This is a genomic window from Halocatena halophila, assembly GCA_027563145.1.
Lineage (GTDB): Archaea > Halobacteriota > Halobacteria > Halobacteriales > Haloarculaceae > Halocatena > Halocatena halophila.
Window position 1 is genome coordinate 805487 of record CP071307.1, and the last position, 16306, is coordinate 821792.

Below are 16306 nucleotides of genomic sequence, written 5' to 3' on the forward strand. Positions count from 1 at the left end.
GAAAACCCATGGATCGAAGTCCCAATCACCACCTTTGTCACCGATGCGGGCCGAATTGAGATGAACTCACAACGAATATGGATACCAACGACTTAACCGTGTCTACCTCCTACGAAAGTCGTGAGTAAGGAAGAAGAACGACCAAATCTCCGTATGCCCAACGAGAATGAGTTATTTGCCGTTGTGACCGAACATCTCGGTGGCAACCACGTTCGGGTCCGGTGTGAGGATAGCAAAACGAGGTTGGGACGAATCCCTGGCCGGATGAAATATCGTGTCTGGATCAGCGAGGAGGATGTCGTTCTCGTCGAACCATGGGACTGGCAGGATGAGAAGGCCACGATTGAGTGGCGATATACGGAGCAGAATGCCGATCAACTCCGACTCGAGGGTCATATCGAGTGACCTAGTGTCTTTATCAGGATAACTGTCTGATTAGATGGGTGTTTGGACAGCAACATACGTATCGAACCCTGTAGCTGTGTCTGTACGGCTCGTAATTTGGTTTACACCCTTGCAGACCGTTCCAGGGACAGTCCACGGATTTATGTTCGTCTCTGCGGGTATCGAAAGCGCAGTAGAACAGGCAACCAAAGCGGCTGAAACCGGTGATGTCTGCATTATGTGTGGTGCAGAGACGGTTCAACAGTACCTCGAGGCAGGACTGGTTGACGAGCTATGGATTCACCTCGTTCCTGTCCTCCTGGGGGATGGTATCCGCCTGTTTGAAACCGTCAATCCGGCGTTCATCGAACTGGAACCCACGGTTGTCGTTGCGACTCAAGCTGTCACGCATCTGCGATTCGACGTCGTTGGATGATACGCCAGGGAAATCTATTCTATGGCTTTTGTTGTGACAATCTCGTATGGAAATTTTGAGTGTATCCATTCGGCATGATATGCTGAGCGAACCACTATCGAGAGCGGTGGGGTGAATTCACACCTCATCTGTCATTAGTATCACTCTTACGTTCGAAGCAAATGCATCTATTTTACTGAACAAAGAATTGTTCTCGATATGCAGATCGAAAGATAATCTTGAATATCACTATCGTCCTCTCAATTAGTAGGTAACACATTCATGAGAAAATTCTTGTCTATGACTCTCAGTGAGTGGGGTCGAACTGGCGTATGAACACGCCGATGAATAGCGCGTTTACCACCACACCGACCACGAGATAACCGAGTATTGTCTGGAAGGGTACCCCAGAGGCCCCACCAACGAGTGCTTTGAAGGGCCAATAGACGGGATCGAGCCCTGCGAGAAATTGGTATGGTTCGGGTACGATCAATATTGCAAATACTGGAATCATGATCGAGAACCCCACAAATTTGCCTACAGCAAGTCCTTCGACCGTATTATCGGAAAATTTTGAAATTAACAGAATAGTTCCGATCGCCCAGAGTGACCCAACAGCTGCGACGGAGACCATGACAGAAGCCGGAACGGTAACCAACCCAATCACTGGAATCACCAGTATCATCGAAACGAAACTGAGTGCCACCATCGAGATTCCCCGGTAGGCTACATACCCTCGGCCAGTCAGTGGTGTTGTCCACAGGGCTGCGAGGACGTTTTCTTCTTTTTCCTCAAGCACGAGCAGTCCGGTCATAAATCCGAACGTGAGTGGTGGTGTGAATGCGAAAAAGGCCTGGATCAACGGATAGTAGGCAACGAGGTCGAAGCCAGGCGCGAGCCAGGACGCGATGACCGGAACGGATAGACGGACGAGAGCGGCATAGAAAAATGGGAGGATGAAGATGTACGTGAGCAGGGGATCGCGAAACCAGTTGCGCAGGTCTGATATGACGAGCATGCCAACAGGGCCAAATCGTCGGCCATCGAACAATCGCGTCATCTCCGGGACCGAAACAAAACTTCCCCCACCTCCACCGACATCGACGCCGTGAACAATATGGCGTTTGAATGCGCGATCGGCAAGCACGCCAGCAAGTCCGATCCATACGAGGAGGTAGCTGATCGCGTAAATGAGCTCTAGGCCGACAATGGGTCCCCCAACACCGAACGCTCCACCGAGAAGCAACAATGTCGCTTTCGTTGGAATCAGGTATAACAATGGATGATCAATACCGATGAATCCCACCAGGGGGAACACAGTGGGTAACAAGTACAGGAGTGCGGTCAGCAGGTACGCGTTGATCGTGTCGAAACGAGCAACGGCGACGAAGCCGATCAACACGAACAGGACTGACGATAGAATTACACCGAGCAAGAACAGCAGGATATCGAAATCGAGACCCTGTCCAAATACGGCCACGATGAGACTTGTAATCGTGGCCAGCACCGTGAGTGAGAGCACTTTCGAAAGGAGATACTCCCGCCGCCCTAGCGGTGAAACAGTTAGCGCATCCAGGACCCCATCACCTTTCTCAAATAGAACGAGGGCGCCGATGAAAAACATGCCAAGGAAAACCGGATCACTGAACACTACCCAGGTGATGGCAAGCGGCCGAACAGCAGCTGGAACCGCCACAACGCCAGCCACATACAGTGCCGTGATGATGGCGTAGATGGAGTACAATCCATAGCGCATCTGTACCTGTATGTCCCATCGAAGCATCGACATGAATCGACGGAATGCCCTTGATGGAAACCAGTTGGCCACTAGTTCTACCGATTTACTCGGGACAATGCGACTCATTGGAGTGCTTCCCCAGTAACTGCAAGAAAAACATCCTCAAGGGTTGCCTCTTCAGTATGGATGGTTTCGATGTCACCTGCGGCGAGCAATTCTTCAAATGCCGTACTCTCACTGAGGGTGTCGAGTTCGAATTCCCGTGATTCGAGCCGATCATCGCGTCGCAATTCGATCCGGACCCGCCGCTTGCCGTGAGCCCGCTTGAGTGCGGTTGGTTCGTCGATCACTGGCAGCTCTCCGTCGATCATGAACGCAACACGATCACACAATTGATCAGCGACCGTCATGTTGTGGGTCGTAATAAATACGGTTTTCCCGGCGGTCTGCAGATCGTGTACGATGTTTTTAATATTGCGTGCATTCACGGGATCGAGTCCGTTGGTTGGCTCATCGAGAAACAGCACGTCGGGGTCGTGCAACAGGGCTCGGGCAACGTTGAGTCGGCCCTTCATCCCTTTCGAGTAGTCACTAACTTTCTCGGTAGCGTCGTCGTCAAGGCCGACGAGTTCAAGGACTGCCATCGGGTCACGGATCTCCCTCTCATAGAGTGCACCAAATAGTTCGAGGTTTTCTTGTCCAGTCAATTTCAGATAGTGGTTTGGTGACTCTGCAGAGATTCCTATCTGCTCGTAGTATGAGCCGGTCTGTTGGGAAACTTCTCCCCCCAACACAGCTGCATGGCCCGTGTAATCATCGAGCAATCCTGTAAGCACTTTCTGCGTTGTGCTCTTGCCGGCTCCACTCGGGCCGAGAAAGCCAAAAATCTCTCCCTCGAAGACGCTGAAGGAAATCTCTTGCACTGCGGGTCCAGCACTCTTTGGATATCTGTAGGTGAGGTCGGCAACGTCGATGACGGTGTTTCGCTCAGAATTGGGCGTTTCCATATTCGGACCATCGCGATCACGTTTCATCTGCCTACTCCGGTCACTGAACGGGGATCGATACCAACGACGCTTTTGCACCCGTTTGCGAGGTTGGTCTTTTCTCTCGGAGCCATATCCATTCTTTGATTCTATAACTAAATATCTTTTTCGGTCATAGAGTTGTAAATGATAACCGATCTAGTTATGTAGTTACAGACGGAGTAGAACATATGCGCGGTTTCAGTGACGAGGAACGTAAACGGATCCGCGAGCAACTCATCCGGACAGGTCGCGAGTTACTGCTTACCTATGGTCCACAGAAAACGACTGTTAAGGATATCACTGACCAGGTCGGAATTGCCAAGCCGACGTTCTATCAATTTTTCGACGCCAAGGCTGATATTTATCTCCTGATTCTCCAGCGAGAATTGGATGAGTTCGTCGAGCGGGTTCGGTCGGAACTGGATGGGATAGAAGACGCTCGTATAGGACTGGAACGATTGTTTCGGTGTTATGCCGAGCTAGCCGACGAGAATCCAATCATCCAGCAGATGGTTATTCAGAACAATCACCAGGAATTTTTCCACAACGTGTCAACAAGCACACTTGAAACGGTCCAGCGGGAAGAAATGGCAAAGCTGGCGGTGCTCATCGAAGATCTGAAGAGTCAGAGTAATGGTCCACTCACGGATATCGACGTGGCCACGGTACTGAGTCTCATGGCAGGAACGATTGGATTGCTTGCCGTTCACAAAGACGACTTCGAGGAATACGAAGCAGAACTCACAGAATACGACGAAGGAATGTATAACCGATTACAGAATGTTCTCATTTCGTCGCTGGCTCGAGGTCTAACAATTGCAGATCCAAGCGACTGAAGGAAATAGACTACCAATACTGTCTGGATCGATCTGGCGATTTTTACACCCATACATACTGGTTTCACTGTGCCTCGATTTCGTGGAAAATTCCCAGAAACGTTCGTCTCGTACTGACTGGGGACAACCCAGCTTGCGCGAGGAGTTTGAGCGGTTCTCGATTCCAGTGACAGCCCAATTGTTGTGCGTGTGCGTCCGCTCGGACGTCCTGAAACCAGGCGACCAATCGATTGTTACTCCGCCCGTGTTCTATCAGAAGGATGCGACCATCTGTTTTCACGACTCGCTGCATCTCACCGAGTGCGGCGATGGGATTTGGGAACGTACACAGTGTCAAGGTCGATACCACGGTGTCGAATTGCTCGTCGGGAAACGCAAGTGCTTCGGCGTCATTGAGCTGGAAATCGACTTCCAATCCTCGTTTCTCTGCTCTCTGTTTGGCGTGAGTCATCATCTCCGGACTCACGTCGACGGCTGTGAGTTCACATTCTGTCGGGTAGTACTGGAAGTTCGCGCCAGTTCCGCATGCAACCTCTAAAACCGCTCCGGATGCTTTCCCCACCTGCCGACGTCTGAGTCGCTTTAGGCCAATAAACTCCTGCACCCGCTCCATGAAGGCGTACTTGCTGGCGGAGTCATCGTATTTCTGCTTGATCTCCCTGGTCGTGTATTCGGTTCCCATACGCGTTCAAACGTTTCTCCGAGAGAAAACTTCAGTGCAAGGTATCTATGAGTGTTTAAATCCCTGATGAGACACAGTGGTAGGCGCACTAGTCTTTTGGAGTCTGCCCCCGAAAGTCAACGCATCCAGACCATGACCGAACCTATAACTGACCACAGTCGATCTGGGCTTCGCGTGATTCTTCTCCTCATTGCAGTCCTCCTGGCTCTGCCCATTTTTCTCATGATTTTCATGCTGCCGATGGGAATGATGGGCTGGGGTGGTGGTCCTGGCTCAGGGATGATACTGCCGCCGCTGTTAGGAATTGGCATGATGGTGGCGCTTTTTATTGTTCTCCTTGGGAGTGGATTTGTCCTGTATCGAGTAGTCACTCGTGGCTCACTCGATAGTACTGATCGTGCGCTTGAGGAGCTCCGTCTCGCGTATGCTCGCGGGGAACTTTCGCAGGAAGAATTCGAACAGCGCCGGAAGGATCTCGAACGGACAGAACACCCCTGACGGTCAATTTTTGGCACCTGTGGACGAATTTTGGCTTCAATTTTCTGGAGATGCTTCAAGGCCACGGCTGGCGCACAGACCAGATCAGCAGTGATCTCCTTGGAGTCTCACGGCAGTGTCCGATAAACGACACAGCCCTGTTCTCGTCTCGCTTTGCCCGAACCTTTACCTTTCGTCAGTACCGATCAGTGCTGATCGTCGTTCCAAGAAGTGTTGACGTTTCGCTTCGTGGCCAGTTCGTTTTGCCAATTCAATTCCTTGTTCACACCATCTGATTGCCTCCCTGTAGGCCCCTTGTTGTTCATATCTACCAATATATTTAAATATTGTGTCCATCTCGTGAGATACAGTCCCATTTTCATCAAGGATCGAAATTGCAGCTTCGAAGTGGTTCTCAGCGGCTGCTTGATCACCACGTTTTTTGGCAATCCTTCCGAGTGTGGCCAATGTACGGGCTTTTCTACTGTAGAGACCGTCGTAACCAAGGTCTTGATATATTTTCAATTCCTTTTCATATGTTTCCGTAGCTCCTTTCAAATCACCACGCTCTTCGGCGATACCTCCAAGAATACCTAATGCATTAGCCTCGCCATGACGGTTACCAACCGCTCGATAGATGGCTAGCATTTTCTCGAAATATCCCATGGCCGCCGCTTGATCTCCACGTCTTCTAGCTATCTCTCCAAGTTCACCGATATTTTTCAGCATTATTTTATCGTCTTCACCAATATCTTGCCAGAGTGAGTGAACTTCCGAGTGGTACCCCGAAGCGGCTGTTCGGTCACCACGTTCGGAAGCAAGATCTCTGAGATTTTTTAGACTTTGCTGTATACCACGCTGATTGCCTATCTCTCGCCTGATCCTGAGTGACTCCTTGAAAAATTTCTCGGCCGTTTCTACGTCGCCACGCTCTTCCGTAACCTCCCCGAGGTTGGTGAGATATTGAGCAATGGAATGGTGATCTTCTCTTTCTCTGGCGATCGTGAGTGCTCGCTGATGGTATCTGGTGGCGGACGCTTGGTCTCCATGCTTGCGGGCGACTTTCCCCAGGTTAGTAAGACAGTGGGCAATCCTGTTTTTATTACCCCTCTCTCGTTCGATGGAGAGTGCTCGTTCGTGGTAGCTGCGGGCAGCTTCGAGGTCAGTATCCGTACTGACGGGGATCTCACTGTCGTTGTATCTTCGTGCTCGCTTATAAGCAATAATTCCGAGATTGGTGAGACACCGAGCGATGCACCGTGGATGACTTTTTTGGCGTTCGATTTCGAGGATTTCTTTATGATATTCGTGAGCGATTTCCGGTTTCCACCGTTTGCAAAAGAGGATATCGAGATCGATCAGGTTTCTACAGTAACTATCCGGCGAATTTACTGACCGTGACAGTGGCGGTTGATTCTCGTAGAACTCGCTGGCGGTCGCCAAATCCCCGCAGATCCAAGCGATTGCCAATTTACTGTCGAGCATTGACAACTGACTCTGCTGAGACGTTTCTAACTCTTTGTTCAATGTCTCGATCAGCTCCTCGATCCTATCGAGTTCTGCCTGTGCGTCAGCAAACGCTTCACGATAAAGATGGCCAAATCCACGTGAGATATGCCACTGTATTCTAGTGGCCCCGGAGCAGGAGTCAGGGAGACGAATGGAGCAGTTTTTCGGTGTTCCGTGTACTGCTCCGAGGTTGGGACATATCGTTCCAATGGCGGCAATTCGGCAGACGAAGTGCCTGGCAACTGTCTCGGAAGCCTTGATTTTAGTGTCAACTATCGGGTGATCCCTACGCGTCCACCGACAGTCATTCTCACGTCGGGGGTTTGTATCGATATATCGAAACAGAGCATCGATACATCGTTCGAATCGATCGATTACGCTCTGTCTGTCTGCAGCCTCAAGCATTCGTTCGAGATAAAGCGCAGACCACAATGGATGAGGGATTTGCAGTCCTCCTCCCGTCGACTCGAGAATTAGTCCATCCAGGAAATCCAACGAACGTTCGATGGCTTGGTGATCGTGGTGACCGTCGGCCAGAGCGTACACGAATGCAGTTTCGACCGGAAGTCTTGCTGCGTTCAGAACGTTGATCATCATCGTTACCGTCTGGAGGCAGCCGTCCTCTCTTGTGCATTGTTCGATGGCAGCGTAGACCTGATCGACATCGACGTGTACCGGCGAGTTGAAATCCGCAAAATTCGTTTCTGGCTCGATCAGTTGGTATGCCACCGGCAGAAATCCGTCAACGTTGCTCTCACAAACTTCTTGATACACCTGCTCACCAGTGAGCTCAAGCTTTGTCCCCGTGAGCTCCTGGTATTTGTCGAGTGCTCGTTGGCACTCCCGCTCGTCGAGTGTAGGCATTTCGACGGTTCCAAACTGGTGGCGTTGTCGCTTCCGTCCTGGGTGATTCATAACGTGTGTATTAGTGTCCCACTCACGTTCAGTGCTGGTAAGAAGGATCACGACGTTTCCCGCCTTATCTGCAGTATCGAGCATCTCAAACACCGTGTTGGCATCTCGCTTTGAGGTGCCCTCAATGACAATCAATAGCTCAGTTCCAACAGAGTGAATGGCTTTGGTGAGCGTGTCTAGCTTCTCGGATAACGGTACGGGCTCATCACGATACAGTACTATACCCCGATCACGTTCGTTGTACCACTGACAAGCAACCTGTTTACAGACGGTGCCCTTTCCAGTACCATCCTCACCGAGCACCACCAGATTCTCACCTGCAGTGAGTCGCGCGAGTATCTCCTCAGCCACGATCCGACGGTCATCGTCGGCGTTCATCGCTTGGCGTTCCCGCAAAAGGGAATATCCTGCGTTAACCTCTGTGAGAGACCCCCCCGTCCGCCAGGCTGTTTCGGGAGGTTCTGGCGTGTGACGTTCGAAGTAGAGTGTATCGAGCTGGTCGAATCCAGCATGCCGCAAGGTGGACATTGCTTGTAGTCTTAATTCTCGTTGAATTACTTTCAGACGTTCACATAACTCATCCACAGCGGTACGCAATCCTGTGCCTGTTTCGGTGTCAAATACTGCTTCTAACTCAGTCCCAAGGACGTCATCGGCGAATGTACAAAGTGTCGTTTGATAGGCTTTAGTTACGGCAGCTTCAACCGTATCCCGCCAGTCCGGCGTAGTGTCGAAATCCGTTACCATCTCTATCGCATCCGCAAATCGAACGATAGCCTCTCGTTCGTTCGCGAATTTTAGCGGTTGAGTATCGAATTTTTCGGCAGTCGCCGACTGATCTATTTCAATATACTCGGCTGCCTCTGTGATGGTATCGGTATGGACTCGGTCGATATCTTCCTTGAGTTCGACTGTGAATTCAGTGGTCAATCCTTCGATCACCGTGGAAAATCGTTCGTCCGTCAGCGATTTTCCAATATTCTCGATATCGGTCCCCCCAGCGTTAGCCAATCCGCTTGCAATGAAATTTATGACGATTGACTCTACCATTTGGATATGGTTACTCATACATTATATATGTGTGTTGCCGGACACTGCCGGAAATTGGTCTCACCGTGTGTATTATACATCTATCTTTCCGGGAATTAGGTCATTAAAAGACTCTCTTCTGGATGCGACTGATTGAAAGCACTCCCGAAACGTTTGGATGGATGTCAAAGTTGTAAATTACTGTGAGGGATAAATCATCCATCTACGGTTGAAATTACTATTCCGGCATCGAAAGATCTCGTAATGAGGCTCTCTGATCAATCGACGAGGAAGTTATCCTGTTCATTCATCAGCCTATGAACAATCCATGTGGAGAGGTCCTGATCGAATGGAGTACGCTACTGTGTGGGTGGTATATCGACAATACCGATTGTCCACAGATCCTCGGTCGATTCTTGTGCCCTGACACCATCAACCGCACAGCGCCAGCCTTTCTCTGGCCCTCGCCACCATGGGTCGAACGTGTGCATCCCATTGTTCGCCCAACCGGAGCCAAATTCATGCAAAACGGGTGACCCTGGCACCTCTGTATCAGCGTACGTGGTCGGAGATAGCTCGGTCACCTCATAACAACGGATGGCGTCGCCGTAGTTTTCGACGCAGTCCTGGAAGTAGAGATACAGTCGACCGTCGATAACGATTGGTCTGCCACCCTGTCGACCCGCGCGTAGTCGATTGGTCACGACAGGATTCTGCTCGTGAGGTGTCCACCCCTCGCGTTCGAGGTCGGTGGAATGATACACCATTACGTTATCGTATCCCCTGTCAGTGAACAGCCACCACCGCCCGTTGTACCGAACGAACGTCGGATCGTGCGCGTAGTACCCGTCTTCGATCGCGTTTCCAATGTGGGTCCATTTAGTGGGGAAATCCTGGGCTTTGTATAGCTCCACTCTCCGTCCGGTCGGTGGGCACATATAGTATTCCCCGTGATATTTCCAGACGAGAGGGAAGGACGTGTGGTATTGCTTTGTGAGGACGACTTGATTGTACGTCCAGTGGAGTCCATCCGGACTGGTAGCGTGTCCGATTGGTGCATCTGGGTTCCGATTTTCGTTGAGGATTTCGAAGAACATGTGCCACGTTCCATCCTCAACGAACAGGAACGGATCAGCAACGTAGTCCACATCACCGTAATCGGTCACATCGCTCGCTCGCAACACAGGTGTCGCAGCCGATGGATGGAAGTTGCTTCCCGTCGGTGGGCTTACAGAGTTCGGTGCGTGTGGGGTTTTCGGAATTGTTTCACCTGAGTGTGGTGAGGTAGTGCTGGTTTTGGCCTCAAGGATCAGGTATCCCACCTGTTCGGTCCCGTGGTACATCTCATCATCTTTACTCCGTTCTTCTTCGACCATCACCTTGACGCTAGATGTCGATAGATTTTGGTGGCGGAGACCGGCAGTATCAGGTCCATTGAACGATTGCATCGCAGCGAGGAGAACGGGGTTTGTGTACGTGTTTTCGAAGGGGAGATGACTCCATTGGTTATTGAGGTTCATTAGGCCGGCTTCGAACGTCATCCCGTTCAGGGTACCAGTACCAGGCTCGATAGCAACGTAGCCGAGAGATTCCGTTCGGTGAGTCGGCCAGCGTCCTTCTTCTTCCTGCAATCTCACTGCAAACCCATCAGTCGTAACGTCAGAGACTCGAGTGACGATTGCGTGATACCCCTGGACGGTTTCAGCCTGACAGAATACTAGTGGTGCTGTATCGAACGTCTGATCGAACGAAACTGACGACCACGTATGGTCAGTTACTGTCCGTCCGACTTCGACAGCGCTACCACCATCAAGATCGTACGTCCCGGGCTCGATTGCTAAACTGCCCACCGTTTCGTCATAATGAACTCCATTTAGATATCGCCACTCCTCGATGCGAGCATCGAACTGATCACTGGAGACGCTTCGCAGTCGGATGTGACATGGATTATTACCGTTATACGATGGTGCCATGGCGATTACGACTGGCGAATCGTACTGATTCTCTAGTTCGTAGGTTTGCCATGGATCGTCAACCGTTATCGGACGCGCTGTGGCCCCACCTGCGCTCGTTGAACCGGTGCGCTGAGTAGTAGTAGAACTTGTTTGTGCTTTCGCTCCACCGACTCCAGCTAGTATTCCTGTGGTTCCGATGGTTTTGAGAATGGAACGTCTTCCGATTGATGAATCAATATGATTATCTTTCATAATTATGAACTGTTATGATTTATTTATACTTCCTGTAGGGAATTGCTCGGAGGATCTCAAAGTCGACCTACTATGTTGGACCAATCCCATACGTAGAAATACTTTTTGAGGAGAATTAACATTAAGCTGTTGGTTATGGCACGGTTGATTACCAATTTAATTCTTATACATTCTAATTGGATATTATTTGAATGTCTGTTTCTCAGATCAAAGAAAACTGTCAGTGTGTCTGAATGATCTTGCGCACTTTCTTCAGACAGCAGTGTTATGGAAGCTTATCGGTTGTTGGTTACGACGATATGGATTGATTCCATCTGTGTAGGCGTCTCCGAACGTAGCGGTGTGGAAACTACTCTCTGCGTGTATTCTTGCTGGGTGAAGGTAACACCCCCTAGTTTTTCGCTCAATTTGGCTACCAGGCACTAATGTCGTCAATAGTTACAATTGGCGGTGGCGAAATAGCTGCTGCGGAGACGAGAGCGACCGATACCCAGATTGTGGATTCTGTTACTGCGTCTACACCAACGGCGCTATTCCTTCCGACGGCAAGCCGTGACGCTGAAGGTTATTGTGATTCTTTTCTGGAATATTACGGTGAGAAATTTCTGGTGCTGATCTGGTCTATGTTGGTGGCGGGGACACGAGATTTATGCTTGATGAGTGGCGGAGAAATGAGGCTGTGCCTCCGTTACGACGGGCTTGGGAAGAGGGGACGCTGCTTACGGGGTTATCAACCGGAGCTCTCTGTTGGGCTGGGTGTGGATCTGGTACTGCCATCACCGTTGGTGGCGTCGACTACGAACCAGTTAACGGAGTAAAATTTATAGACGGACTTCAGCTGCTCGTTCATGCTATACCGGATAGTCGCGCTGCGTTCGGCGAATATCTGGTTCGTTGTGGAGAATCTGGGATTGCTCTAGAGAACAATACAGCACTAGAAATAACGGATGGCCAGTGGCGAATACTCACTGCATCCCCCACTGTTTATGCCCATCAATTGACGTCTGAAAACCGTGGTTACACTATAGACCAACTCCCACAAGACGGCACGTTCCGTCCCCTCCCGGAATTCACTAACTGTACCACATGATTATCTTCTTTAGAGAAGATCCCTGAAATCTGCGAGCACATCGAATTGCTGGATAAAAACAGCGAAACTGCCCATCAGGTCAGAGCAGTGGAATCAGGAAAGGCCGCCTGTCGCGAGGAGGTCGTGACTGGTGATCCACCGTGCATCGTCACTGACAAGAAACGCGACAACATCGGCGATGTCTTCGGGGTGACCTGGCCGATCTAGTGGTGTTTGTTGGACGAGTGTATCGATCGCCGCATCATCGATCACGACGCCATCAGTGTCCGTCAGCCCTGGAGAGATCGAATTGACGCGGATATCTCGATCACCGAGTTCAGCAGCGAGTGCTGACACCAGCTGCTCGCCGGCAGCCTTACTTGCGTTGTATGGCCCTCCCTCGGGTCCACGCATGTTGGTTCCGCTCGTTGAGAAATTAACGATCCGCCCGCCAGTAGTGATGCGATTGGCAGCTTCTCGCAGGATGAAAAACGTCCCCTTGGCATGGACGTCGAACATGCGGTCAAATTCCGCTTCGGTGAACTCTGCGAGTGGCTTGTAGATGGTTGGGGGCGCAGCAGCGTTAACGACGATATCGACTGATCCGAATTCGCGTTCAGCTGCCTCAAACAACCGCTTGACATCGCCTTCCTTGCGTATATCTCCCTGTACGATGATGGCATCACCGTCGATAGTTTCGATAGAGTTGCGGACGGCCATCGCTGCCTCCTCGTTGGAGTGGTAGTTGATGATGACTGTAGCACCGTCAGCGGCGAGCCGTTCGGCAGTCGCACGACCGATCCCCCGTGAGGCTCCGGTGATGATGGCTACGTCTCCATCAAGATGGTCTGGGCTCGTTGATTGTGAGCTATTATTCACGTTCGGTTGGTTTTCGTTGCTTTCGGTCATATGGTATCCAGTAAAACGGGGTTTTGATTTTGCATCGATTCAACGATTGGCCTGTCAGGGCATATTGCGGGGCAATCCTGTGCCCACCGGAGAGGTGTTTTACTCACACAGAACAGTCTGGGACACCGGATAATATATCATCGTTCGGCTCTCACCGAATTTATTTGGCAGTACAAATAGCCAGTGCTGTTTGTGAAGGTTCCGTGCTCGTCCGCCGCATCGAATGGGAAATAACCGATATCTACCTTAATCCAGTGTATACAGCTGGCTTTCTCGAGATATCGATCGCGATCGGCCATCGTAACCACGGCGTCATATAGATCGACTGGGTCTGGCAGCAATCGGTGCCGTGTCAATTGCACCCTTGAGGACGCTACGCATCTATTTGGACCGAAGACTGCAGAAACGGATCTCGACCGAAATTGTTGATATTTCTCAATCTATTCTACTGGGTGAAATAGCATTTAAAAATGCAGGGTCTCAGACTCACGTACCATCCTCGTTTCCTTCTGTCTGAGAATGTGTCGGGTTGTGTGTGCCTGGCCCAACTCTTGACCGCTGCCAGGCTATCCAGCCGATTCCGATCTGCCACGCACTGGCGAGCAATGTTGCTGGGAAGACCATCCAAAACTGAACGCTGGGCATCTGGACAAAAACCAAGAGACCGATGGTTCCCCAACCTGCTCCACCGACGATACCCATCCAGCAGAGCCACCGTGGATACTCCCGGGACGCGAGTGTAGCACCTGCCAACGTTCCGATGGCCAGCCCGTACAACGTCTGAAAAGTGAACGATGTCCCGCCCATGATCGTGAGCACGAGATCTGCCTGTGCAACGGCTGTTTCTTGTGTCACCGGATCGGTGGCTGCCTCCCAGTTTTCGACCAGCGCAGAGAGTACGAAGCCATCGATCGCGAAATCGACACCATGTACGGCAGAAGCGACGATCACAAAGACCGATCCAAGCTTTCCAACTGCAGCAGCCACGGGATCGGCAATCGTCTGCATTATCAGTACCAGGCCGCCGGCTCCGACCAGTATCGCAATGATTGTGAGAATGTGAATCGGTCTCCAAAATACAGGATTGATATGCTCCATCGCTGCTTGGCCGGTTCCGGGCAGGTCTCCGTGGACGATATTTAATACCAGCACTGCAAGAGTGCTACTCAGAACCAATCCGCCGCCGATAGACAGATGAGCGTTTCGGTGCGGCGATGATTCGGTGGGATCTGTGTCTGCGGTCTGGTTCATACAATTCCGTTGTGTCCTTCAAAGAGCGATAGTATAGCTGTTGGCCGGAACAGGTTGAATCGGCTCTGAGAAAAAGTGACATCATCGCAATACTCCAATTTGAGCGTGACGGTCCAGGTGCTGATTGCACCCCCTCGATCGATGGCTTGCGATGTTCACTGCTGGAGTTCGTGGGCTTGTGGGTTTCAGTGAGCCATCGTGAGTGTGAGCGGCTATCGATTCCGTGAATCATATACGCCAGGGATTGACATTACAATGAAATACTCTGGGTGGAATCCGTTATACGGACCCTAGCACTGCTCGGATTCCCATGCAGGGGTATTTATTTGCATGAATATGTTTACCCATACTATCGGATCATTTTCTCTCATACGATGATATATGCCAACTACGGCACCAGTGGTCGAATCGGAACGGTCGAAGCACGTGCGTAGAACGCAACTAATCAGGTCTAGCGGCCTTGCTGTCTTCGCAGCGATTGTGGTGAACATCCTCGTTCTCGAACTCGCGCTTGCGGTGGTTGCGATTCCCAGCGCGTTCGAGCCCGTGCCGCTCGGCTGGGGACCGGTCGCAGCAAGTTCTGCTGTCGGTGCGGTTGGAGCGACGGTCGCATACGGCGTCATCGCACGTTACGCCGAGCATCCAAACCGAATGTTCACAATCGTCGGCGTGATCGTGTGGGTTCTCTCGTACGCGAACCTGCTCACTCCCGCGCTCAACGGCGCTCCTGTGGTCGTCTACGCAATTTTAGGGCTGATGCACGTGACATCGGCACTCACCATCATCTGGCTGTTGCGACAACCACCGACCCGCCCGGACGATACCGTGGAGGATCCCCAATGAGCAGTGCGATGGCCGACACGACGCTGCTGGTCGGCACCGACCAGGGCGTCTATCGTACACCCATCGACGATGTTGCCGATTCACGTCGAGTGCTTGCGAGCGATACCGTCCTTCGCGTTCGCCGGTTTGACGACGTGGTGTTTGCAACAACGCGCTCCGGGCTGTTCCGTTCGCGTGACAATGGTGAGACCTGGACCGACCTGAACGTTCCCCGGTGCGAGGTCTATTCAGTAGCTCTGAGTCCTGATGGCGAATGTCTGTACGCTGGAACGCATCCGGCACATCTGTACGTCTCTGCGGACGGTGGGTGCTCATGGCGTGAGCTATCGGGCTTTCAGGATGTGCCATCGCGTGGGATGTGGCACACGCCTCGCCACCGTAACGAGGCCCATGTCAGAAGTATCAGTGTCCATCCCGAGGTTCCTGATCGTGTGGTTGCAGGGGTTGAGGTCGGTGGTGTTCTCGTGAGTGATGACCGTGGCAAGTCCTTCGAAGAGCGTCGAGCAACACTCCAGACCGAACGAACGGACGACCTTCAGTACGACGTCCACCACGTCCTTGCACTGAGTGGCGACGAATTTCTCATCTCGTGTGGTGGCGGGCTCTTCCGGATACGGAATGCTGGTGGCTCTTGGACGCGCCTTGACGACCACAATCACCCGTATTTCAGAGAGTCGTTCAGTCATGGCGGACGGCTGTACGCGGCGGCGACCCGGGGTCCGTGGAACAGTACGATGGATGCGATGCTGTTTGAGGCGACTGACGATGGCGATCCGCTTGAAGCCGTATCGTATCCTGGCGCTGGTGACGAGTTCGTGCTCTCGTGGGCAGCGTCCGATAGCGCCGACGGAGACGTGTTCGCAGGAACGCACACTGGTTCAGTGCTCCGACGAGTTAACGATGAGTGGAAGTCCGTTGGAAACGTCCCAGGGAGATGTCAATCGCTAGCTCTCGTCTAAGAAGTGTGATACATAATCGGATTACCCTCCCCACGTAGCGAACTCTTTGACGAAC

14 protein-coding genes are annotated in these 16306 nt (G+C 51.6%); 7 read left to right on the forward strand and 7 right to left on the reverse strand.

The annotated features are described in order from the left end of the window. Positions 1 to 120: 120 nt before the first annotated feature. Positions 121 to 405, forward strand: coding sequence for a translation initiation factor eIF-1A (gene eif1A / locus JXQ78_RS17655; RefSeq protein ID WP_330633156.1), 285 nt, complete (start codon positions 121 to 123; stop codon positions 403 to 405). A 142-nt stretch (positions 406 to 547) separates the two neighbouring features. Beyond that, positions 548 to 820: a dihydrofolate reductase family protein gene (locus JXQ78_RS17660; protein WP_330633157.1), complete on the forward strand. Its 273-nt coding sequence runs from the start codon at positions 548 to 550 to the stop codon at positions 818 to 820. 286 nt (positions 821 to 1106) lie between these two features. Here JXQ78_RS17660 and JXQ78_RS17665 read toward each other — a convergent pair whose 3' ends face one another. Together JXQ78_RS17665 and JXQ78_RS17670 are read right to left on the reverse strand one after the other, a co-directional pair. Further along, complete coding sequence (locus JXQ78_RS17665; protein ID WP_330633158.1) at positions 1107 to 2663, reverse strand: fluoroquinolone export ABC transporter permease subunit; 1557 nt, start codon at positions 2661 to 2663, stop codon at positions 1107 to 1109. After that, positions 2660 to 3571, reverse strand: coding sequence for an ABC transporter ATP-binding protein (locus tag JXQ78_RS17670; protein ID WP_330633159.1), 912 nt, complete (start codon positions 3569 to 3571; stop codon positions 2660 to 2662). Before JXQ78_RS17670 ends, JXQ78_RS17665 begins: the two co-directional genes overlap by 4 nt. A gap of 182 nt (positions 3572 to 3753) precedes the next feature. Here JXQ78_RS17670 and JXQ78_RS17675 point away from each other — a divergent pair, with 182 nt between their 5' ends. After that, positions 3754 to 4401 carry a TetR/AcrR family transcriptional regulator gene (locus JXQ78_RS17675; protein ID WP_330633160.1) on the forward strand — a complete coding sequence of 216 codons (648 nt, stop codon included), beginning with the start codon at positions 3754 to 3756 and terminating at the stop codon, positions 4399 to 4401. A gap of 64 nt (positions 4402 to 4465) precedes the next feature. On the opposite strand, the gene JXQ78_RS17680 is transcribed toward JXQ78_RS17675, so the two are convergent. Beyond that, a complete protein-coding gene (locus tag JXQ78_RS17680) occupies positions 4466 to 5083 on the reverse strand; it encodes a class I SAM-dependent methyltransferase (RefSeq protein ID WP_330633161.1) in 618 nt (205 codons plus the stop codon). Between the two features lie 132 nt (positions 5084 to 5215). Between JXQ78_RS17680 and JXQ78_RS17685 the strand changes: the two genes are divergently transcribed. Continuing rightward, positions 5216 to 5581, forward strand: coding sequence for an SHOCT domain-containing protein (locus JXQ78_RS17685; RefSeq protein ID WP_330633162.1), 366 nt, complete (start codon positions 5216 to 5218; stop codon positions 5579 to 5581). A 165-nt stretch (positions 5582 to 5746) separates the two neighbouring features. Here the strand turns inward: JXQ78_RS17685 and JXQ78_RS17690 are convergent, their stop codons facing one another. Next, the gene (locus tag JXQ78_RS17690; RefSeq protein ID WP_330633163.1) at positions 5747 to 9034 is read right to left on the reverse strand and encodes a tetratricopeptide repeat protein; all 3288 of its coding nucleotides are present in this window, start codon (positions 9032 to 9034) and stop codon (positions 5747 to 5749) included. A gap of 338 nt (positions 9035 to 9372) precedes the next feature. After that, a complete protein-coding gene (locus JXQ78_RS17695; protein ID WP_330633164.1) occupies positions 9373 to 10986 on the reverse strand; it encodes a glucosamine inositolphosphorylceramide transferase family protein in 1614 nt (537 codons plus the stop codon). Positions 10987 to 11869: 883 nt separating this feature from the next. On the opposite strand from JXQ78_RS17695, the gene JXQ78_RS19145 reads away from it, so the two are divergent. Continuing rightward, positions 11870 to 12310: a Type 1 glutamine amidotransferase-like domain-containing protein gene (locus JXQ78_RS19145; protein WP_407934064.1), complete on the forward strand. Its 441-nt coding sequence runs from the start codon at positions 11870 to 11872 to the stop codon at positions 12308 to 12310. Between the two features lie 93 nt (positions 12311 to 12403). On the opposite strand, the gene JXQ78_RS17700 is transcribed toward JXQ78_RS19145, so the two are convergent. Together JXQ78_RS17700 and JXQ78_RS17705 are read right to left on the reverse strand one after the other, a co-directional pair. Next, on the reverse strand, positions 12404 to 13198 hold the full coding sequence (locus tag JXQ78_RS17700) for an SDR family oxidoreductase (RefSeq protein WP_330633165.1): 795 nt from the start codon (positions 13196 to 13198) through the stop codon (positions 12404 to 12406). Between the two features lie 486 nt (positions 13199 to 13684). Continuing rightward, positions 13685 to 14206, reverse strand: coding sequence for a hypothetical protein (locus JXQ78_RS17705; RefSeq protein ID WP_330633166.1), 522 nt, complete (start codon positions 14204 to 14206; stop codon positions 13685 to 13687). 624 nt (positions 14207 to 14830) lie between these two features. On the opposite strand from JXQ78_RS17705, the gene JXQ78_RS17710 reads away from it, so the two are divergent. After that, positions 14831 to 15292: a DUF6069 family protein gene (locus JXQ78_RS17710; RefSeq protein ID WP_330633167.1), complete on the forward strand. Its 462-nt coding sequence runs from the start codon at positions 14831 to 14833 to the stop codon at positions 15290 to 15292. After that, positions 15289 to 16251, forward strand: coding sequence for a WD40/YVTN/BNR-like repeat-containing protein (locus tag JXQ78_RS17715; RefSeq protein WP_330633168.1), 963 nt, complete (start codon positions 15289 to 15291; stop codon positions 16249 to 16251). The genes JXQ78_RS17710 and JXQ78_RS17715 overlap by 4 nt, the downstream gene beginning before the upstream one ends. Positions 16252 to 16306: the final 55 nt, after the last annotated feature.

What these genes read in the sequence shown, in the direction of transcription:
- JXQ78_RS17660 (WP_330633157.1), top strand. Translation starts at nt 548, where the DNA reads ATGTTCGTCTCTGCGGGTATCGAAAGCGCAGTAGAACAGGCAACCAAA.
- JXQ78_RS17665 (WP_330633158.1), bottom strand. Translation starts at nt 2,663, where the DNA reads ATGAGTCGCATTGTCCCGAGTAAATCGGTAGAACTAGTGGCCAACTGG.
- JXQ78_RS17670 (WP_330633159.1), bottom strand. Translation starts at nt 3,571, where the DNA reads ATGAAACGTGATCGCGATGGTCCGAATATGGAAACGCCCAATTCTGAG.
- JXQ78_RS17675 (WP_330633160.1), top strand. Translation starts at nt 3,754, where the DNA reads ATGCGCGGTTTCAGTGACGAGGAACGTAAACGGATCCGCGAGCAACTC.
- JXQ78_RS17680 (WP_330633161.1), bottom strand. Translation starts at nt 5,083, where the DNA reads ATGGGAACCGAATACACGACCAGGGAGATCAAGCAGAAATACGATGAC.
- JXQ78_RS17685 (WP_330633162.1), top strand. Translation starts at nt 5,216, where the DNA reads ATGACCGAACCTATAACTGACCACAGTCGATCTGGGCTTCGCGTGATT.
- JXQ78_RS17690 (WP_330633163.1), bottom strand. Translation starts at nt 9,034, where the DNA reads ATGGTAGAGTCAATCGTCATAAATTTCATTGCAAGCGGATTGGCTAAC.
- JXQ78_RS17695 (WP_330633164.1), bottom strand. Translation starts at nt 10,986, where the DNA reads ATGGCACCATCGTATAACGGTAATAATCCATGTCACATCCGACTGCGA.
- JXQ78_RS19145 (WP_407934064.1), top strand. Translation starts at nt 11,870, where the DNA reads ATGCTTGATGAGTGGCGGAGAAATGAGGCTGTGCCTCCGTTACGACGG.
- JXQ78_RS17700 (WP_330633165.1), bottom strand. Translation starts at nt 13,198, where the DNA reads ATGACCGAAAGCAACGAAAACCAACCGAACGTGAATAATAGCTCACAA.
- JXQ78_RS17705 (WP_330633166.1), bottom strand. Translation starts at nt 14,206, where the DNA reads ATGCAGACGATTGCCGATCCCGTGGCTGCTGCAGTTGGAAAGCTTGGA.
- JXQ78_RS17710 (WP_330633167.1), top strand. Translation starts at nt 14,831, where the DNA reads ATGCCAACTACGGCACCAGTGGTCGAATCGGAACGGTCGAAGCACGTG.
- JXQ78_RS17715 (WP_330633168.1), top strand. Translation starts at nt 15,289, where the DNA reads ATGAGCAGTGCGATGGCCGACACGACGCTGCTGGTCGGCACCGACCAG.